This is a genomic window from Fundidesulfovibrio agrisoli (genome assembly GCF_022808715.1).
In the GTDB taxonomy this organism is placed as follows: domain Bacteria; phylum Desulfobacterota; class Desulfovibrionia; order Desulfovibrionales; family Desulfovibrionaceae; genus Fundidesulfovibrio; species Fundidesulfovibrio agrisoli.
Genome location: NZ_JAKZKX010000002.1, coordinates 47,392 through 64,569 on the forward strand (window position 1 = coordinate 47,392; position 17,178 = coordinate 64,569).

16 protein-coding genes are annotated in these 17,178 nt (G+C 66.8%); 9 read left to right on the top strand and 7 right to left on the bottom strand.

Features of this window, described 5'->3' with window-relative positions:
- Nucleotides 1–3 precede the first annotated feature (3 nt).
- Nucleotides 4–2,406 carry a homocysteine S-methyltransferase family protein gene (locus MLE27_RS01665; protein WP_243310129.1) on the bottom strand — a complete coding sequence of 801 codons (2,403 nt, stop codon included), beginning with the start codon at nt 2,404–2,406 and terminating at the stop codon, nt 4–6.
- A gap of 115 nt (nt 2,407–2,521) precedes the next feature.
- On the opposite strand from MLE27_RS01665, the gene MLE27_RS01670 reads away from it, so the two are divergent.
- From MLE27_RS01670 to glpX, 7 genes are all read left to right on the top strand, one after another.
- Nucleotides 2,522–3,580, top strand: coding sequence for a sigma-70 family RNA polymerase sigma factor (locus MLE27_RS01670; protein ID WP_243310130.1), 1,059 nt, complete (start codon nt 2,522–2,524; stop codon nt 3,578–3,580).
- Nucleotides 3,581–3,587: 7 nt separating this feature from the next.
- Entirely contained in the window at nt 3,588–5,255 is a 1,668-nt protein-coding gene (locus tag MLE27_RS01675) for a tetratricopeptide repeat protein (protein ID WP_243310131.1), read from the top strand.
- Complete coding sequence (locus tag MLE27_RS01680; RefSeq protein WP_243310134.1) at nt 5,252–6,079, top strand: hypothetical protein; 828 nt, start codon at nt 5,252–5,254, stop codon at nt 6,077–6,079. Before MLE27_RS01675 ends, MLE27_RS01680 begins: the two co-directional genes overlap by 4 nt.
- A 132-nt stretch (nt 6,080–6,211) precedes the next feature.
- Entirely contained in the window at nt 6,212–6,646 is a 435-nt protein-coding gene (gene rpiB, locus MLE27_RS01685) for a ribose 5-phosphate isomerase B (protein ID WP_243310135.1), read from the top strand.
- Nucleotides 6,647–6,665: 19 nt separating this feature from the next.
- Nucleotides 6,666–8,660, top strand: coding sequence for a transketolase (tkt, locus tag MLE27_RS01690; protein ID WP_243310136.1), 1,995 nt, complete (start codon nt 6,666–6,668; stop codon nt 8,658–8,660).
- Nucleotides 8,661–8,914: 254 nt separating this feature from the next.
- On the top strand, nt 8,915–9,205 hold the full coding sequence (locus tag MLE27_RS01695) for an RNA recognition motif domain-containing protein (RefSeq protein ID WP_243310137.1): 291 nt from the start codon (nt 8,915–8,917) through the stop codon (nt 9,203–9,205).
- Nucleotides 9,206–9,396: 191 nt separating this feature from the next.
- The gene (glpX, locus tag MLE27_RS01700; RefSeq protein ID WP_243310138.1) at nt 9,397–10,380 is read left to right on the top strand and encodes a class II fructose-bisphosphatase; all 984 of its coding nucleotides are present in this window, start codon (nt 9,397–9,399) and stop codon (nt 10,378–10,380) included.
- Between the two features lie 126 nt (nt 10,381–10,506).
- Here the strand turns inward: glpX and MLE27_RS01705 are convergent, their stop codons facing one another.
- The 6 genes from MLE27_RS01705 to MLE27_RS01730 all read right to left on the bottom strand — a co-directional run bounded on the left by MLE27_RS01705 (nt 10,507) and on the right by MLE27_RS01730 (nt 15,610).
- Nucleotides 10,507–10,854, bottom strand: coding sequence for a cytoplasmic protein (locus MLE27_RS01705; RefSeq protein WP_243310139.1), 348 nt, complete (start codon nt 10,852–10,854; stop codon nt 10,507–10,509).
- A gap of 80 nt (nt 10,855–10,934) precedes the next feature.
- Nucleotides 10,935–11,786 carry a 2-oxoacid:ferredoxin oxidoreductase subunit beta gene (locus tag MLE27_RS01710; RefSeq protein ID WP_243310142.1) on the bottom strand — a complete coding sequence of 284 codons (852 nt, stop codon included), beginning with the start codon at nt 11,784–11,786 and terminating at the stop codon, nt 10,935–10,937.
- An 8-nt stretch (nt 11,787–11,794) separates the two neighbouring features.
- Nucleotides 11,795–13,474: a 2-oxoacid:acceptor oxidoreductase subunit alpha gene (locus MLE27_RS01715; protein WP_243310143.1), complete on the bottom strand. Its 1,680-nt coding sequence runs from the start codon at nt 13,472–13,474 to the stop codon at nt 11,795–11,797.
- Nucleotides 13,475–13,590: 116 nt separating this feature from the next.
- Complete coding sequence (locus MLE27_RS01720) at nt 13,591–14,106, bottom strand: ferritin (RefSeq protein WP_243310145.1); 516 nt, start codon at nt 14,104–14,106, stop codon at nt 13,591–13,593.
- Between the two features lie 3 nt (nt 14,107–14,109).
- A complete protein-coding gene (locus MLE27_RS01725) occupies nt 14,110–14,487 on the bottom strand; it encodes a desulfoferrodoxin (protein WP_243310146.1) in 378 nt (125 codons plus the stop codon).
- Between the two features lie 118 nt (nt 14,488–14,605).
- Entirely contained in the window at nt 14,606–15,610 is a 1,005-nt protein-coding gene (locus MLE27_RS01730) for a sulfite exporter TauE/SafE family protein (protein WP_243310148.1), read from the bottom strand.
- Between the two features lie 206 nt (nt 15,611–15,816).
- On the opposite strand from MLE27_RS01730, the gene MLE27_RS01735 reads away from it, so the two are divergent.
- A complete protein-coding gene (locus MLE27_RS01735) occupies nt 15,817–16,782 on the top strand; it encodes a FlgO family outer membrane protein (RefSeq protein ID WP_243310150.1) in 966 nt (321 codons plus the stop codon).
- A gap of 7 nt (nt 16,783–16,789) precedes the next feature.
- Nucleotides 16,790–17,050 (top strand): hypothetical protein, encoded by a 261-nt coding sequence (locus tag MLE27_RS01740; protein ID WP_243310152.1) that lies wholly within the window; start codon nt 16,790–16,792, stop codon nt 17,048–17,050.
- Nucleotides 17,051–17,178 lie beyond the last annotated feature (128 nt).

Here is a 17,178-nt window from a genome sequence, read left to right on the forward strand (position 1 = left end):
GGCCTAGGCGTCCATGAGCTCTTTGGCGACGCGCACGGCTTCCACGGCGTCGGCCGCGTAGCCGTCGGCGCCGATGGCCCGGGCGAAGGCCTCGGTGACCACCGCCCCGCCCACGAAGACCTTCTGGTCCATGCCGTTCTCGCGCAGCAGCTTCACCGTGTCCTCCATGCGGACCATGGTGGTGGTCATCAGGGCGGAGAGGCCGATCACGCGCGCGCCCTGCTCCTTGGCGGTTTCCACGATGCGGGCGGCGGGCACGTCCTTGCCCAGGTCCAGCACCTCGAAGCCGTGGTTGGCCAGCATCAGGCCCACGATGTTCTTGCCGATGTCGTGGATGTCGCCCTCCACCGTGGCCAGCACGACCTTGGGCCGCACGGCGCCCTTGTTCGCGGCCTCCAGCAGGGGCTTGAGGCGGGCGAACCCGGCCTGCATGGTCTCGGCGGAGAGCAGCAGTTGCGGCAGGAAGTATTCCTTGCGCTCGTAGAGCACGCCCACGTCCATGATGCCGGGGATGAGCTCCTCATTCAGGATGGCGTCGGGGGCCTCGCCACGGCCGAGGGCCTCCTCCACCATTTCCAGCACCTGGGCCTTGCGCCCGGCAACCACGGCCTCGCGCAGGGTCTTCGCCTCCACGGCGGCCTTCCTGGCGGTGGCGCCGCCCTCTCCCCCGCCGTACTTCCAGCCGGAGCAGGCCTCGATGAAGCGCCCGGCCTGAGGGTCGCGCGCCAGGAGCACCTCGGAGGCGAAACCCACCTCGCGCGGCAGCGGCGTGGACGGGTTGGAGATGTGCGCGCCCATGCCCGCGCCCAGGCACATGGCCAGGAACGTGGAGTTGAGCAGTTCGCGCGCGGGCAGGCCGAAGGAAATGTTGGAAAGCCCCAGCACAGTGGGCAGCTTCAGCACGTTGGCGCAGTGGCGGATGGTCTCCAGGCAGTGGCGGGCGGCCTCCGGCTTGGAGGAGACGGTCAGGGCCAGGGCGTCCACCAGGATGAGCCTGCGGGGGATGCCCAGGGCGTCGGATTTTTCCAGCAGGGCCTCGATGGCCGCGATGCGCTCCGCCGCGGTCACCGGCAGCTTCTTGCCCGCCAGGGGCAACAGGATGAAGGGCGCGCCGTGCAGCTTGCACAGGGGGCCGAGCTCCTCCATGCGGCCGGGTTCGCCGCTGATGGAGTTCACCAGGGCGGAGCCGGGCACGGACCACAGGCCCTCCACCAGGGCTTCGGACTTGGTGCTGTCCAGGCACAGGGGGGTCAGGAAACGGCTGGAGAGCTGCCTGACCAGCCTGGGCAGCAGCTCGTCCTCCTTCACCATGGGCGCGCCCACGTTCACGTCCAGCAGCCCGGCCCCGGCCTGCACCTGCTCCTCGGCCAGGCGCAGGGCTTCGGTGAACTCACCGGCCTGCAACTCCTCGGTGAGGACCTTCTTGCCGGTGGGGTTGATGCGCTCGCCGATGCACACGGCGGGCAGCCCCACCCCGATGCACACGGAGCGCGAACGGGAGGTGACCACCAGGGGGCGGCCCTCGGAGGGTTCGGGCCGGCTCCAGGCGCGGCCCTCGGCCAGCTTGGCCAGGGCCTGGATGTGCGCGGGCGTGGTGCCGCAGCAGCCGGAGACGCACTTGGCGCCCATCTCGAGGAAGGGCTCCATGCGGCCGGCGAACTCTTCGGGGCCCATGGGGTAGACGGTCACGCCGTTTTCCAGGCGCGGCAGGCCCGCGTTGGGCTTGATGAAGAACGGCGTGTCGATGCGGGGCAGGAAATCCTTGGCAACCTGGACCATCTGCTCGGGGCCCAGGCCGCAGTTGACGCCCAGCAGGTCCACACCGAGGTTCTGCATGGTGTCGGCGAACACGGCGGAAGGCGTGCCCGTGAGGGAACCGGCGGGCTCGAAGGTCATGAGCACGGCCACGGGCAGGTCGCAGACTTCGCGCGCGGCCAGCACCACGGCCTTGGCCTCGGCCAGGTCGAAGTGGGTCTCGGCGATGACCAGGTCCACCCCGCCTTCCGCCAGACCTTTGATCTGTTCGGCGAAGGCGGCCACCATCTCGCGCATGGTCACGGTGCCCAGGGGCTCGATGAAGTGCCCGGTGGGGCCGACGCTGCCCGCCACGAAATTGGCGTCGCCGGCGGCCTGCCTGGCCACCAGGGCCATTTCGCGGCTCACGCGGCGGATGTCGGTTCCGGGAGGGAGCTTGAAACGGGTGCCGCCGAAGGTGTTGGTGGTCACCACGCGGGCGCCGGCGCGGAGGTAGTCCTCATGGACGGCGCGAACCATGCCGGGGTTGTCGAGCCCCCACAGTTCGGGGGAGGCCCCGGGGGGCAGCCCCCTGGCCTGAAGCAACGTTCCCATGGCACCATCGAAAACTATGATGCCTCCGTCCGACAACGCTTTGCGAAAATCCGCCACCAGTCATCCTCCTTGGGGGTCCGAGCCACGTTCTCGTACTGAAAATCGTTGAATCCGGCAAATGAAAAGCGTATGGATAATACCTTCCAGCGTTTTACGCTGCCTGGACAAGCATATGAGCAACAGCACGAACCAAAACCAGCCCGAAGAGCCCGAACTCCTTCCCGCGGACGCCGAAGAGGCATCCTCGGAGGACGGCCTCTATAATGGCGAGTCGGATGACGCCTCCGAGGACGACGTCGCCCTCGCGGCCGAGGCGGGCCTCGACGAAGAGGCCAACCTCCCCGCGCTGAAGGTGCAGGCCGTCCCGGCCGCCTCCCGCGACAACCTCCACGCCTACCTGCGCGAGATCAGCAAGTTCCCCATGCTCAAGCCCGACGAGGAGTTCGAGCTGGCCCGGCGCGTGCGCGACGAGGGGGACCAGAAGGCGGCCTTCCGCCTGGTCACATCCCACCTGCGCCTGGTGGTGAAGATCGCCATGGATTTCCAGCGCCGCTGGGCCCAGAACGTGGCGGACCTCATCCAGGAGGGCAACGTGGGCCTCATGCGGGCGGTGAAGAAGTTCGACCCGGAGAAGGGCATCAAGTTCTCCTACTACGCCGCCTACTGGATCAAGGCCTACATCCTTAAATATATCATGGACAACTGGCGGCTCGTGCGCATCGGCACAACCCAGGCCCAGCGCACCCTGTTCTACAACCTGAACAAGGAACGCCAGCGCCTGACCTCGCAGGGCTTCGACCCGTCGGCCAGCAACATCTCCAAGAGCCTCAACGTGTCCGAGGCCGACGTGCTGGAGATGGACCAGCGCATGGCCCGCAACGACCTCTCGCTGGACATCACCCTCGGCGACGACTCCACCTCCACCCGGCTGGACTACCTGCCCGCGCTCACCCCCGGCATCGAGGACATGCTCGCCAAGGACGAAATCGCGGGGCTGGTGGAGAAACACCTGCAAAGCATCATCCCGGAGCTCTCCGACAAGGAGCGCGACCTGCTGGAGCAGCGCATCCTTTCCGACTCCCCGGTGACCCTGCGCGAAATCGGCAACAAGTACGGCATCACCCGCGAGCGGGTGCGCCAGATCGAGACAAGACTGCTCGAAAAGATCCGCAGCCACTTCGTCAAGCGCATAGGCGACTTCTCGGCAGAGTGGATCCGCAAAGAAGAGTAAAGCCCCCATGTTCAGATACGCCCTCGTCATCGCCCTGGTGCTCGGCCTCGCCGCCTGCGCCCCGAAGAAACCCGCGCCCTCCGACGTGAGCGACAGGGGCCTCACCCCCCAGGCCGCCGCGGACTACTATTTCCTCATCTACCAGGACCTCTCCCGCAAGGGCCAGCCCCAACAGGCGGCCGTGGTGCTGGAGAAGATCATCGAGCTCGCCCCCACCCCCGAGCTCTACCGCGAGCTGGCCAACATCTACTGGGGCATGGCCCAGCCGGATAAAACCCGCGAGGTGCTCGAGCACGGCCTGGCCGCCTACCCGGAGGACAAGACCCTCCACTTCTACATGGCCAACTCCTACCTGCTGCAGCGCCGCTACGACGAGTCCCTGGCCGTGCTGCGCAAGTACCTGGCGGCCCACCCCAAGGACCAGACCGCCAGCCAGGAGCTGGCCTCCATCATGGTCGAGGCGGGCAAGAACCAGGAAGCCCTGGATTTCATGGCCTCCCTCCCCAAGGACCGCCGCACCCCGGCCATGGCCTACTACGAGTCCAAGGCCTACAGCGCCATGGGCAAGCAGAAGCTGGCCATCGAGAAGCTGCGCCAGGCCCTGCGCGAAGACCCCAACCAGATGGCCGCATGGTCCGAGCTGGCTTTCCAGTTCGAGAAGGCGGGCGACTTCAAGCAGGCCGAGGAGGCCTACCGCCGCATCCTGGACCTGGGCGAGGACAGCCCCGAGCTCTGGATCAGGCTCATCCGCCTGGAGCTCAAGCAGAAGAAGCCCGAGAGGGCCCTGGCCCTGCTGGAGAAGGCCCCCAACGACCGCTCCTTCCTCTTCGAGGTCATGGGCATGTTCGTTGACGCGGGCTACCAGAACGCCGCGGCCCAGGTGCTGGACAAGCTCTCGCAGGAACAGCCCGGCAACCCGGACGTGCTCTTCATCCAGGCCATGCTGGCCGTGGAGAAGGAGAACAACCTGGAGAAGGCCTTCGAGCTGCTCTCCCGCATTCCCAAGGACAACAAGCTCTACGACAAGTCCCTGAGCACCCGCATCCAGCTGGCCATCGACGCCTCGCAGTTCGACAGGGCCAGGCCCCTCATCGACGAGGGCAGGCAGCTCTACCCGGACCGCATCGAGTACCGCTTCCTCGAGGCCGTGTTCTACGACAAGCAGGGCGACCTGGAGAAGGCCTCCGCCGTCTACGCCGACACGGTGAACGCCTTCCCCGGCAACCCCGACGCCGTGTACCGCTACGCCGTCTCCCTGGAGCGCCTGAAGCGCCAGGGCGAGGCCCTGGAGATGATGGAGAAGGTACTGGCCCAGGCTCCCGGCAACCCCGACGCCCTGAACTTCGTGGCCTACGCCCTGGCCGAACAGGGCCGCGACCTGGATCGCGCCCTGGACCTGATAACCAAGGCCCTGGTGGTAAGCCCCGACAACCCCTACTACATCGACACCCTGGCCTGGGTGCACTTCAAGCGCGGAGACAACAAGCAGGCCTGGGCCGAGATCCAGCGCGCCGTCACCAAGACCGCCGAAGACCCGGCCATCTACGAACACTACGGCGACATCGCCGCCGCCATGGGCAACCGCAAGCAGGCCCAGGCCGGTTACAGGAAGGCCCTGGAGATGAAGGCCTCCAACGCCGACGAGATCAAGCGCAAGTTGGACGGATTGAAATGATCCGCCCGGCATCCTTCCCGGGGCGCGCCCTGCTCCTGGCGGCGCTGTGCCTGGCCGCGCTGGGCGGCTGCGCCCCCAAGCCCACGGCCACCGGACCGGGCGAAGGCCCGCAGCCCCAGGCGCTCTGGTCCCAGCTCATGGCCGGGGGCTCCCAGGCCAAGTCGTTCACGCTTTCGGCCAGCCTCTCGCTGCAGTCGCCCAAGAAGTCGGCCCGTTTGCTGGCGCGCTTCTGGGGCAACCTGGACCGGCCCCTGCGCCTGGACCTCTCCACAGGCATGGGCCAGGTGTTCTCCATGTGGCGGGAGGACGCGCAGGGCTGGCTGGCGGTCTATCCGGGGGCCAATCAGGCCTTCACCCACTCCAGCACCAAGGCGGCCCTCTCCCGCTTGGGCATGCCCTTCCCCTTCGGCATGAAGGAGCTTGCCGCCGTGAGCGTGGGCAGCTTCGGGCTGATCCTGCCGGCCAGCTATTCCAGCGTGAAAAAAATCTCCAACGGTTTCCTTTACTCCTTCCCGGCCTCCTCGCCGGTGGCCGCCCTCACCCTTGACTTCGAGGGAAAACCCATTCATCTCACCGGCCGGGGCGTGGAACCCTGGAACGTCGATCTCTCCGATTTCGCGCCCCCGCAAGCCGGGCGGCCCCCCATGGCACAGCTCATCACGCTGACCACCCCAGGGGGGGTGCAGGCCATCCTGCGCGTCAAGAAGCTGGAACTGGGCACCGAGCCCATGCCCTTGCAATCCTTGGAACTCGCTCTTCCGCCCCAGGCGCGCCACATCCCCCTGGACCGCGAGGGCGACTTCCAGACGCCGGACATCCCCTAGGATTCTCCGGCCAAAGACCGTACACCCGGCCAGCCCCCGGCCCGGCCATTCGCGGAGCGGCCTCCCGGCTGCGCCGCCCGGGGGGCACGGACACAGCGCGCCTCTGGCGCAAACCACTCACGGATACCAGCCATGAGCACACCCGTCATCTTCGGCTCCGACCACGCGGGCTTCGCCCTCAAGGAACAACTCAAGGCTTTCGCCGCCAAGCTCGGCGTGGAGGTCGTGGACGTGGGCTGCGACGGCCTCCAGAGCTGCGACTACCCTCTCTTCGCCGAAAAGCTCTGCACCCGCGTCCTGGCGGACAAGTGCCTGGGCGTGCTGATCTGCGGCACCGGCTTGGGCATGTCCATGGCGGCCAACCGCCGCGCGGGCATCCGCGCCGCGCTGTGCGCCAACGAGTACATGGCCCGCATGACGCGCCTGCACAACAACGCCAACGTGCTCTGCCTGGGCGAGCGCTGGATGGGCGCGGGCCTGGCCGAATCCATCATTGAAACCTTCATCAAGACCGAGTTCGAGGGCGGACGCCACCAGCGCCGCATCGACCTCTTCGACTCTCTCTAATCACAACAAGGAACCGCATATGCCCGCGCTTGCCGAGAAGGACCGGTTGACAGTCAACGTGATCAAGGGCCTCGTCATGGACGCCGTGCGCAAGGCCAACTCCGGCCACCCCGGCGGGGCCATGTCCTCCGCCGACTTCGCCTACGTGCTGTTCAAGGATTTCCTGAAGTACTCCCCCGACGACCCCAAGTGGTTCAACCGCGACCGCTTCGTGCTCTCCGCAGGACACGAGTCCACCCTGCTCTACAGCCTGCTGACCCTGGCGGGCGTGCTCACCGTGGACGACCTCAAGCACTTCCGCCAGTTCGGCTCCCGCACGCCCGGCCACCCCGAGCAGCACATGACCCCCGGCGTGGAGGCCACCACCGGCCCCCTGGGCCAGGGCCTGGCCATGGCCGTGGGCATGGCCACCGCCGAGGCCATGCTGCGCGCGCGCATGGGCGAGGACATCTGCAGCCACCACACCTACGTGCTGGCCTCCGACGGCGACCTGCAGGAGCCCGTGTGCCTGGGCGCGGCCTCCTTGGCCGGACTGTGGAACCTGAACAAGCTCATCGTCTTCTACGACTCCAACAAGGTCCAGCTGGCGGGCCCCACCAGCCGCAGCGACTGCACCGACTACCGCAAGGTGTTCGAGGGCTTCTGCTGGAACGTGATCGACGTGGACGGGCACGACCGCGAGGCCATCGCCAAGGCCATCGCCAACGCGCAGCTGGAGTCCCGCCGCCCCACGCTCATCATCGGCCACACCACCATGGCCAAGGGCACCGCCACCCGCGAGGGCGACTTCGAGACCCACGGCGCGCCCCTGCCCGCCGAGGAGATCGCGGCCACCAAACGCAAGCTTGGCCTGCCCGACGACAAGGACTTCTACCTGCCCGAAGAGGCCGTGGAGCACTTCCGCACCCGCTTCCCCGCCCTGCGCGCCGCCGCGGCCGAGTGGAACAAGACCTTCGAGAAGAAGTTCGACGCGGACAAGGCCTTCCAGGATCTCTGGCGCCTCACCAAGCGCGCCCCCGGCAACCGGAGCTTCGCCTGGCCCGCTTTCGAGCCCGGCAGCAAGGTGGCCACCCGCTCGGCCTGGGGCAAGTGCCTGAACGCCCTCATCGAGCAGCTGCCCATCCTGGTGGGCGGCTCCGCCGACCTGGACCCCTCCAACCAGACCATGAAGTTCCGGGAGACCACGGGAGACTTCAACACCGCCACACCCATGGGCCGCAACCTGCCTTTCGGCGTGCGCGAGTTCCCCATGGGCGCCATCTGCAACGGCATCGCCCTGCACGGCGGGCTGGTGCCCTTCGGCGCGACCTTCCTGATGTTCTCGGACTACGAGCGCAACGCGCTGCGCATGTCCGCGCTGCAACAGCTGCCGGTGCTGCACGTCTTCACCCACGACTCCTTCTGGGTCGGCGAGGACGGCCCCACCCACCAGCCCATCGAGCACGCCAGCTCGCTTCGGCTGATCCCCAACATGCTGGTGCTGCGCCCTGCCGAGGCCGTCGAAACCGCCCTCTGCCTGGAGACCGCCCTGACCCAGACCAGCCGCCCCACCTGCCTGCTGCTCACCCGCCAGAACCTGCCCGTGTTCGACCCGGCGCAGCTCCCGGCCGTGACGGACGGGGCGAAGAAGGGCGGCTACGTCCTGCTGGACGCCCCCGGCGGCCAGCCCGACCTCATCATCCTGGCCTCCGGCTCCGAGGTGCACCTGGCCCTGGCCGCCGCCAAGGAGATCGCCGAGCGCAAGGTGCGCGTGGTGAGCATGCCCTCCATGGAGCTCTTCGACGAGCAACCCGAGGAGTACAGGCAGGCCGTGCTGCCCAAGGCCTGTACGGCGCGCGTGGCCATCGAGGCCGGTCGGCCCGAGCTGTGGTACAAGTACGTGGGTATGGACAGCCTGGTGATCGGCCTGAACCACTTCGGCCACTCGGCCCCGGCCGAGCGCCTGGCCCAGGAGTACGGCTTCACCGCCGAGAGCTGCATCGCCCGCATCCGCGAGAAGCTGGCCCAGGGCTGACCCGGGAACGCATAACGACTCCCAGGCCGGGGAAGCATGCGCTTCCCCGGCTTTTTTTGGGAATCAATCCAAGATTTTCAGGACATTGCGTTCGTGCTGACAAATATTTCCGAAATTGATATTGACTTATTCGCAAGACAAGGCTAACTTAAGTCTAATTAAGGCATCGGTCTTCATTGAGGTTAGGCTTAGCATGTGCTTCGCTCCTGGTCTGATGAGAATGAATGCCAACTTTTAATTGGAGCGTATCGCACATGTCCAAGAAACTGTATGTCGGCAACCTGCCCTTTTCCACCACTGAAGATTCCGTTCGCGCCCACTTCGCCCCCTACGGCGAGGTTCTTTCGGTTGCCCTGATCACCGACCGCGAGACCGGCCGCCTGCGCGGTTTCGGCTTCGTCGAGATGAACGACGAAGGCGCCGTGGCTGCCATCGAGGCCCTGGACGGCCAGAGCTTCGGCGGCCGCACCCTGAAGATCAACGAGGCTCAGGAGCGCGCTCCCCGTCCTTCCTACGGCGACCGTTCCAACCGCCGCCCCTGGTAATTCCAGGCCAGCACAGCGATCACGGCCCCGCGCTCCCAGGAGCGCGGGGTTTTTTCTTGCCCTGAGCCGTCGGGACAATCGCGCCCCATCCGGCAAGTGCGGCACCGCGCCGACGACAGCGCAGCCGGCCGCCCTTTACTGCCAGGGGATTTTTAACTACCCTCCCGCCACCTCACATCCCGGAGCACACCATGGAAGCCCCCGACCGCAACCTCGCACTCGAACTCGTCCGCGTCACAGAAGCCGCCGCCCTGGCCAGCGCCCGCTGGCTCGGCAAGGGGGACAAGAACTCCGGCGACCAGGCCGCCGTTGACGCCATGCGCCTGAGCTTCAACTCCATCCAGGTTCAGGGCGTCATCGTCATCGGCGAAGGTGAGAAGGACGAGGCCCCCATGCTCTTCAACGGCGAGGCCGTCGGCTCCGGCCACGGCCCGGCGGTCGACGTGGCCGTGGACCCCGTGGAGGGCACCCGCCTGCTGGCCTACGGCCGCCCCAACGCCATTTCCGTGGTGGGCCTGGCCCCCAAAGGCTCCATGTTCGACCCCGGGCCGAGCTACTACATGCAGAAACTCGTGGTGCCCCACGGTGCGCGCGACTCGGTGGACCTGGACGCCCCCGTGGCCGACAACCTCAAGGGCGTGGCCAAATCCCTGGGCAAGGACGTGGACGACCTGGTGGTCTTCGTGCTGGACAAGCCCCGCCACCAGCAACTCATCGCGGATATCCGCGCGGCCGGGGCGCGCATCCAATTGCACACCGACGGCGACGTTGCCGGATCGCTCATGGCTATCGACCCCAAGGACATGGTGGACGTGATGATGGGCACCGGCGGCACCCCCGAGGGCGTGCTTTCGGCCTGCGCCATCCGCGCCCTTGGCGGCAGGATGCTGGCGCGGCTGGACCCGCAGTCCGACGAGGAGCGCAAGGCCCTGCTGGACGCCGGGTACGACCTCAAGCGCGTGCTCACCACCGAGGAGCTCGTGGCCAGCGAGGACACCTTCTTCGCCGCCACCGGCATCTCCGGCGGCACCTGGCTGGAGGGCGTCAGCTTCACCGGGCGCGGCGCGGTGACCCACTCCCTGGTGCTGCGCGGCAAGACGGGCACCATGCGGCGCATCGAGTCGCACCACACCTGGGACAAGCTGATGAAGTTCAGCGCCGTGAAATACGATTGATCCACATTATGTGATACAAAACGTATGCGCCCGCCAGTCCTTGACTGGCGGGCGCATACGTTTCTGGGCGGCAACATCCCGGGCGCGCTCCGCGATGCGGTTTATGTGCGGCGGGCCTGTGGGGGTTTAGAAGGTAATCACCTGGAACCCCTTGAGGATGTAGTCCGCCATGCTCGCGTGTCCGTGCATGCCGTCGATCAAGGGCAGACTCTCCTTCATGATCGATTCCAGCGATCCCGTGGCCACGGCGCAGGCCCGGCACACCCCGGCGATCAGGCCGAGGGCTTTGGTCTTCTCGAACAACGCGTGCAGGGGGTGCTCCTGCCGGGAGAGTTCGGCCACCACCCCGGGCGACTTTCCCTCAAGTATAACTTCAACTTCGCAGCCCTTCTCGCGCATGTCGATCGCGTTGAGCATCACATGGACAAAACAGGGAATTTCAGCCTGGAAAGCGAACAACGCGACCTTGTTCATGCTGTCATCCTCGCTTATCGGCTCTGAGGCGCGCCCGGCTTGCAAAGGCCCGCATACCGCACAGGCCCGCCAATTTCACCCTAAGCGTACCCCTGGAGAAGGCCTCCAAGCCTGGCCAGGTCCGGCCTGGAGGTGGCCAAAGGCCTGAGTACCGCCGGGTTGATCCTTGTTTCGAACGGAGCCCGATCGCCCTTGTATATCACGCCGATGGGAATCCTGTCGCCGAACTCCTGGGCCTTGCGCATGGCCGCTTCCCAGTCCGTGGGGTTGTGGTCGGCCCCGAGCTTGTAGCAGCGCTCGCGGTACCAGGCGTAGGTGTTGACCTTGTTGAACGAAACGCAGGGCTGGAGGATGTCCACCAGGGCGAAGCCCGGATGCCTGGCCGCCTGCGCGATGATATCCGCCAGGTGGTCGATCTCCCCGGCGAAGGCCCGGGCCACGAAGGGCGCGTTCATGCTCACGGCCACGGCCAGGGGGTTGAAGGGCATGGAGGGCGCGCCGTCGGGCTGGAACTTGGTCTTCTGGCCCTGGGCCGTGGTGGGGCTGGCCTGCCCTTTGGTGAGCCCGTAGATCTGGTTGTCGTGCACCAGGTAGGTCATGGTCACGTTGCGCCTCAGCGCCGCCAGGAAGTGGTTGCCACCCTCGCCGTAACTGCAGCCGTCGCCGCTTTCGGCGAACACGGTCAGCTCCGTGTTGGCGAGCGCGGCGCCCTGGGCCGGGGGCAGGCTGCGCCCGTGCAGGCCGTTGAAGGCGTTGCAGCGCAGGTAGTGCGGGGCCTTGGCGGCCTGGCCGATGCCCGAGGCGAAGAGGACCTTGTGCGGGGGCAGATCCAGCGTGGAAAGGGCCTTCTTCACGGCCTTGAGGATGGCGTGGTTGCCGCAGCCCGGGCACCAGGCCGTTTCGAATTCGCCGTACTGTTCCAGAGGTATCATGGCATCTCCTACAGCCTGTCCAGGATGTACCTGGCCGTGATGGGCAGGCCGTCATAGCGGGTGACGGCCTCCTTGAAGTGATAACCGCATTCCTGGCGGATCAGCCGCGCCAACTGGCAGGACTGGTTGCCCTCCACCATGACCACACGTCCGGCCCGCTCCAGAATGGGCAGGAACTGCTTCGGAATCAGAGGGTAGACCTGCCCGAAGTGCAGCACCGCCGCGCTTTTGCCCCCGGCGCGCAGACCCTGTGCGGCTTCGAGGGCCGCGCCCATGGCCGAGCCCCAGCACACCAGCAGCGTCGAGGGGGCCTCGTCGCCGGAGTACGTTGGGGGGACCACGTCAGCCGCGAGCCCGTCGAACTTGCGCATGCGCTTGTCCACCATCTGGACGCGCACCGTGAGGTCCTCGGTGATGTGGCCGTCCTCGGTGTGCTCGTCGCTGTCCACCACAACCAAATGCTCGCCGAAACCGGGCACCAGCCTGGGGGAGACGCCGCTGGGGGTAAGGGCGTAGCGTTTGTACCCTGCGGGGTCCTCGCAGGTCAGGCCGGGCCCGCTCACGGGCGGCAGGGCCTCCAGGTCGAACGGGACCACCGCCCGGTAGGAATCCGCAAGAAACTGGTCGGTGAGCACGAACACCGGGCTCTGCCACTTCTCGGCCTGGTCCATGGCCCGATAGGTCAGCTCGAAGCATTGCTCGGGCGTGCCGGGGGTGAAGACCGCCCGGGGGAAGTCGCCGTGCCCGGCGTAAAGCACCATGTTCAGGTCGCCCTGCTCGGTGCGTGTGGGCAGGCCCGTGGCCGGGCCGGGCCGCTGGGCCAGCACCACCACCACCGGGGTCTCGGTCATGCCAGCGAGGCTCACGCCCTCCACCATCAGGGCGAAGCCGCCGCCCGAGGTGGGCACCACGACGCGAGCGCCCGCGTAGGATGCCCCGAGGGCCATGTTGATGGCCGCGATCTCGTCCTCGGCCTGCTCGATGAGCATGCCCATCTTCGTCCCCTGGGAGACGAAGGTGGCCGCCACCGAGGTGGCCGGGGTCATGGGATAATAGGAGCAGAAATTGGCCCCCGCCGCCAGCGCGCCGAAGGCGATGGCCTCGTTGCCGTTCATGAACAGACGTTTCGCGGTGCGCACCGGCGGGGCCATGCAGCTGAACACGGCCTTCTGCCCGGCGGCCCAGTCCTGGGCGGAGGAGAACACGTCCAGGTTCTGGCGCACCACCTCATCGCCTTTCTTGGCGAACTCGTCCCGGATGAGGGCCTCCAGCCAGGAGCGCTCCAGGCAGAGCAGTTGCGTCAGCACGCCCAGGGCGGCCACGTTCTCGAACATAGGCTTGGGGCAGAGGGCCTTGAAGGGGATGGAGAGCCCCGGGTGCCCCAGGCGGTCGATGGCCTCGTCCGCCAGCACCAGGGCGCGCGAGGTGAGCTGGGCGCGGTGAAGGGCCACGGTCTCCGCGTTGAGGGCCACCAGCAGGTCGATGCTCTCCCTGGGGCCGTGGATGGCCTCGTGGCTGACCCGGATGGCGTAGGTGTTGTGCCCGCCCCTGATGCGGGACATGTAGTCCTGCGTGACCACTATCTCGTAGCCCGCGCGCACCAGGGCCTTGGCCAGGAAATCGCCCACGGTGACGAGGCCCTGGCCGGCCTCGCCGCCTATGACGATCGAAACGCATGTGTCCGACATGAAAATCCTCCAGGTCGAATGAAAAAGCGAAGCGGCCGCCGGAAGTCCGGCGGCCGCTTGAAGATGCATGCCGCAACCCGCCAGGGGGCTGCGCCGTGAGGTCCGGGCCGCCGGGTTTAAGCTTTGGCCCCGGTGGGCGGGGTGAACACGCGGGTGGCCAGTTCCTTGTCCAGCATGTAGAGCGCGGAGGGGTCGTTTTCAACCAACTTGAGCTTGTTGATGACGTCCTGCACGCTGGCTTCCTCCTCCACCTGCTCGTCGATGAACCACTTCAGGTAGGAGGCGGTGGCATGGTCGCGCTCGTCGATGGCGAGGTCCATCAGCGCGTTGATGCGCGCGGTGACGCCCTGCTCGTGCTTGAGCGTGTCCTGGAAGGCTGCCAGGGGGCTGGCCCAGGAGTTCTCGGGGGCTTCCAGGGTCTGCAGCTTGATGCGCCCGCCGCGCTCGAAGGTGTAGTTGTAGAACTTGGTGGCGTGGAACTTCTCTTCCTGCTCCTGCACCTTCATCCAGCTGGCGAAGCCCATGAGGCCCATATCCTCGAAGTAGGAGGCCATGGACAGGTACAGGTAGGAGGACCACAGCTCCCACTTTACCTGGTCGTTGAGGGCCTGGTTCATTTTATCGCTGAGCATGTGCTACTCCGCCTTCCAGAGGCCGTGGAGGTTGCAATATTCGCGGGCGACGATCTTATCGGCCTGGATGCAGAACTCGGCTTCGGGGGCCATGCCGGGCTTGAGCTCCTGGCGGTAGACCTTGCCGTCGGCCATGACCTCGATGAACTCGATCCAGTGCTTCTCTTCCATGGGATGGGCCACGCTGCCGACCTTGACCTTGAAGCCGTTGGCGGTCTTCTCGATCACGGGGACGTGCTTCTCCTTGGCGGCGTCAACGGTGTTGGCCGCGAAATACTTCATGGGCTCGCCGCAACAGGTCAGATCGCCGTCGCCGGTGTGCAGGACTTCAACGATGTTGCCGCAGAGAGCGCATTTGTAGATACCGTGCAGTTCGGACATAGTGTCTCCTTTGCTTATGACGAAGGTGAAAGGCCGGCCGCCACTAAAAACGGGCGGCCGGGCATCTTCATCAGCTAAACCACTTTCGGGCGGTTTCCGCAAGGGCTTTCAGCGGGGGCTATTTGAGGAATTCATAAACGTAGCGCACCGCCAGGAACAGGATGCACGCCGAGAGGAAGGCCTTGATATACTTGGCCGGGACGTATTTCTGGCAGCGCGCGCCCACGTACATGCCCGCGAATCCGCCCAGGCCGAAGAGCGCGCCCAGGGTCCAGTCGGGGGCCACGGCCAGTTCGGGCCAGAACGGGGCGATGGCCTGGTAGAACACCACGCCGGAGACGCTGGTCAGGAAGGTGCCCATGAGCGCCGCGCCCGCCACGGTGTAGACCGGCAGCCCGAAGAAGGCCACGAAGAAGGGCGCGATGATGGCCCCGCCGCCGATTCCGTAGACGCCGCCGACAATGCCCACGATCAGGCTCATGAGCAGCACCCCGCCAGTGGAGAAGCAGTAGCGCTCGCCCTGGAAGACGAACTCCACCTGCTTGAACGAATACTTCGACTCGGAAACGGCCATGGAATCGATGAGGCTCCCCTGGGGGCCGCAGGCCGTGCCGCCCATGGCCGCGGAGCTCTGCAGGGCGTTCTTCTGGGCGCAGCTCACCGGCTTTGCCGCGTCGCGCATGGAGCAGCCGGGGCCGGAACCCGGCGCGGGCTTTGCCGGGGCCTTCTTGAAGAAGGTGTCGCGCACGAGTCGCAGCCCGATATAGCCCAGCACCGCCGCGGCGAACATCTTGAAGTTCTTGGGGTCCGGCAGATATTTGACGCGGATGTAGGCCCCCAGGAACACCCCGGGCAGGGTGCCCAGGGCCGTGGCGTAGGTCAGGGGCCAGACCATGCGTTTTTCGCGGATGTAGCGGTACACCCCGCTGGGAATGGCTACTATGTTGAAGACCTGGTTGGTGGCGGAGACGGACGGCGAGACGTATCCCAGCACGCTCATCTGGAAGGGCAGCAGCAGAAACGCGCCGGACACGCCGCCCATGGAGGTGCAGAAGGACACGGCGAAAGCCACCAGCGGCGGAACCCACACGGATACTTCGATGCCGGCTACCGGAAAATACATGGCGTCCTCGCTTGCTGTTCGAAGATAGTCACCAATTTCACAATGTCCGTGACCATTCTCTAGCCGCTCCTGTCGAGCCTGTCCACAACCTCGGCACGGAGTTTGCGTTTTTATTCCAGCTGGGGCTACAGGGTAATTCCTGCCGCCCTCGACTAAAGGGTTTTGCTTCCCGGCCGATAGGACGGCAAACCATTGGAGGAACCGCCATGCGCGCGAAAGCTTTCCTCGCGGCGCTCGCCACGCTGGCTCTCGGGGCCGTAACGGCCGCCGCCCAGACCGCCGGGCCGGTCGATCCCGGAGCCGAAGTGGATCTTTCCAAGCCCCAGGGCACCACGATCAACGGGGTGTCCGGCGTGCGGGTGCGTTCCACGCCCGGAGCCTCGCAGGGCTACCTGGTGCCGGACGCATCGGGCGGATACGTCAACTACGCGCCGGGCCCGCCGCTGCCCCCGCCCTCCCCCTCGCGGGCCGACGCCGAGGAGTTGCGGCTCTACGCGCGGGAGCTGGCCGCCCAGATCACCACGGGCATCACGGGCGAGGCTCCCCTCGCGGGCGTCTCCAGCGTGCCTTCCGCCTTCGTGGACCAGGATTCGCGCCTGACTTCGTCCTTCGGGCGGCTCCTGGGCGAGCAGATGATCTACGAGATCAACAGCCGGGGCTTCCCCGTCAAGGAGGCGCGCGGCAACGCGCCCGCGGCCGCCAAGGGGAGGAAGGCCCCTTCCGAGCACCTGGCCGTGCTTGCGGGCTCCTACTACGTGGACCGCGACAACATCTTCGTCAACGCCCGGCTCGTGGAACCCTCGGGCCGCGTGCTGCGCACCGGGTCCGTGCTGATACCCATGACCCCCACCCTGCGCAGGATGCTCGGCCTGCCCGAGCCCGGGGCCATGCAGCCGCGCCTGCCCACGCTCATCGGCGCGCGCGACGTGAACGACCCGCCCGGCGCCTACGGCAAGCCCGCCGCTCCGTATTCGCCCTCGCCAACGAAAGCGAAGGCCAAATCGGGCACAAGCGCCTCCAGCAAGAAGGCTTCGTCCAAGAAGGCCAAGCAGCCCTGCCCGCCGGGCTGCGAGCCCATCGACACCAACGCCAAGGCCCCGGCCCAGCCCGCGCAGCAGGCCCAGCCGGGCCAGGCTCCGGGCCAGACCCAGGGCCAGCCTCAGGGCAAGTAGGCACGTCATGAGGAACACCATCGCCGCCGCGCTGCTCTGCCTGGCGCTTCTTTCGGGCTGTCAGGGCAAAGGGCTCGCCGTGATCCCGCAGGATCCGCACACCCTGGAGCGCTACTCCCTGGGCCTGCGCTACAAGCAGCAAGGCCGCTACCTGCTGGCCCGCGAGCAGTTCCAGTTGGCCCTGGCCACCTCCCGGGACATGGACATGTCCCGGAGCTGCCAGGCCGAAATCGCCGCCATGGACCGCGCCATCCGCGAGGAGCGCTGACGGCGGCAGGAGAAGTTTGACGTGCTACGGCAGTCCGCCATGTCCGTGCGTGCCCCCCGCGCCGCGCCGCGGGGGGCCCGCACGGACATGGGCACCCCCCGCCCCGGCCCGGCCTGGGTTCGGCCCCG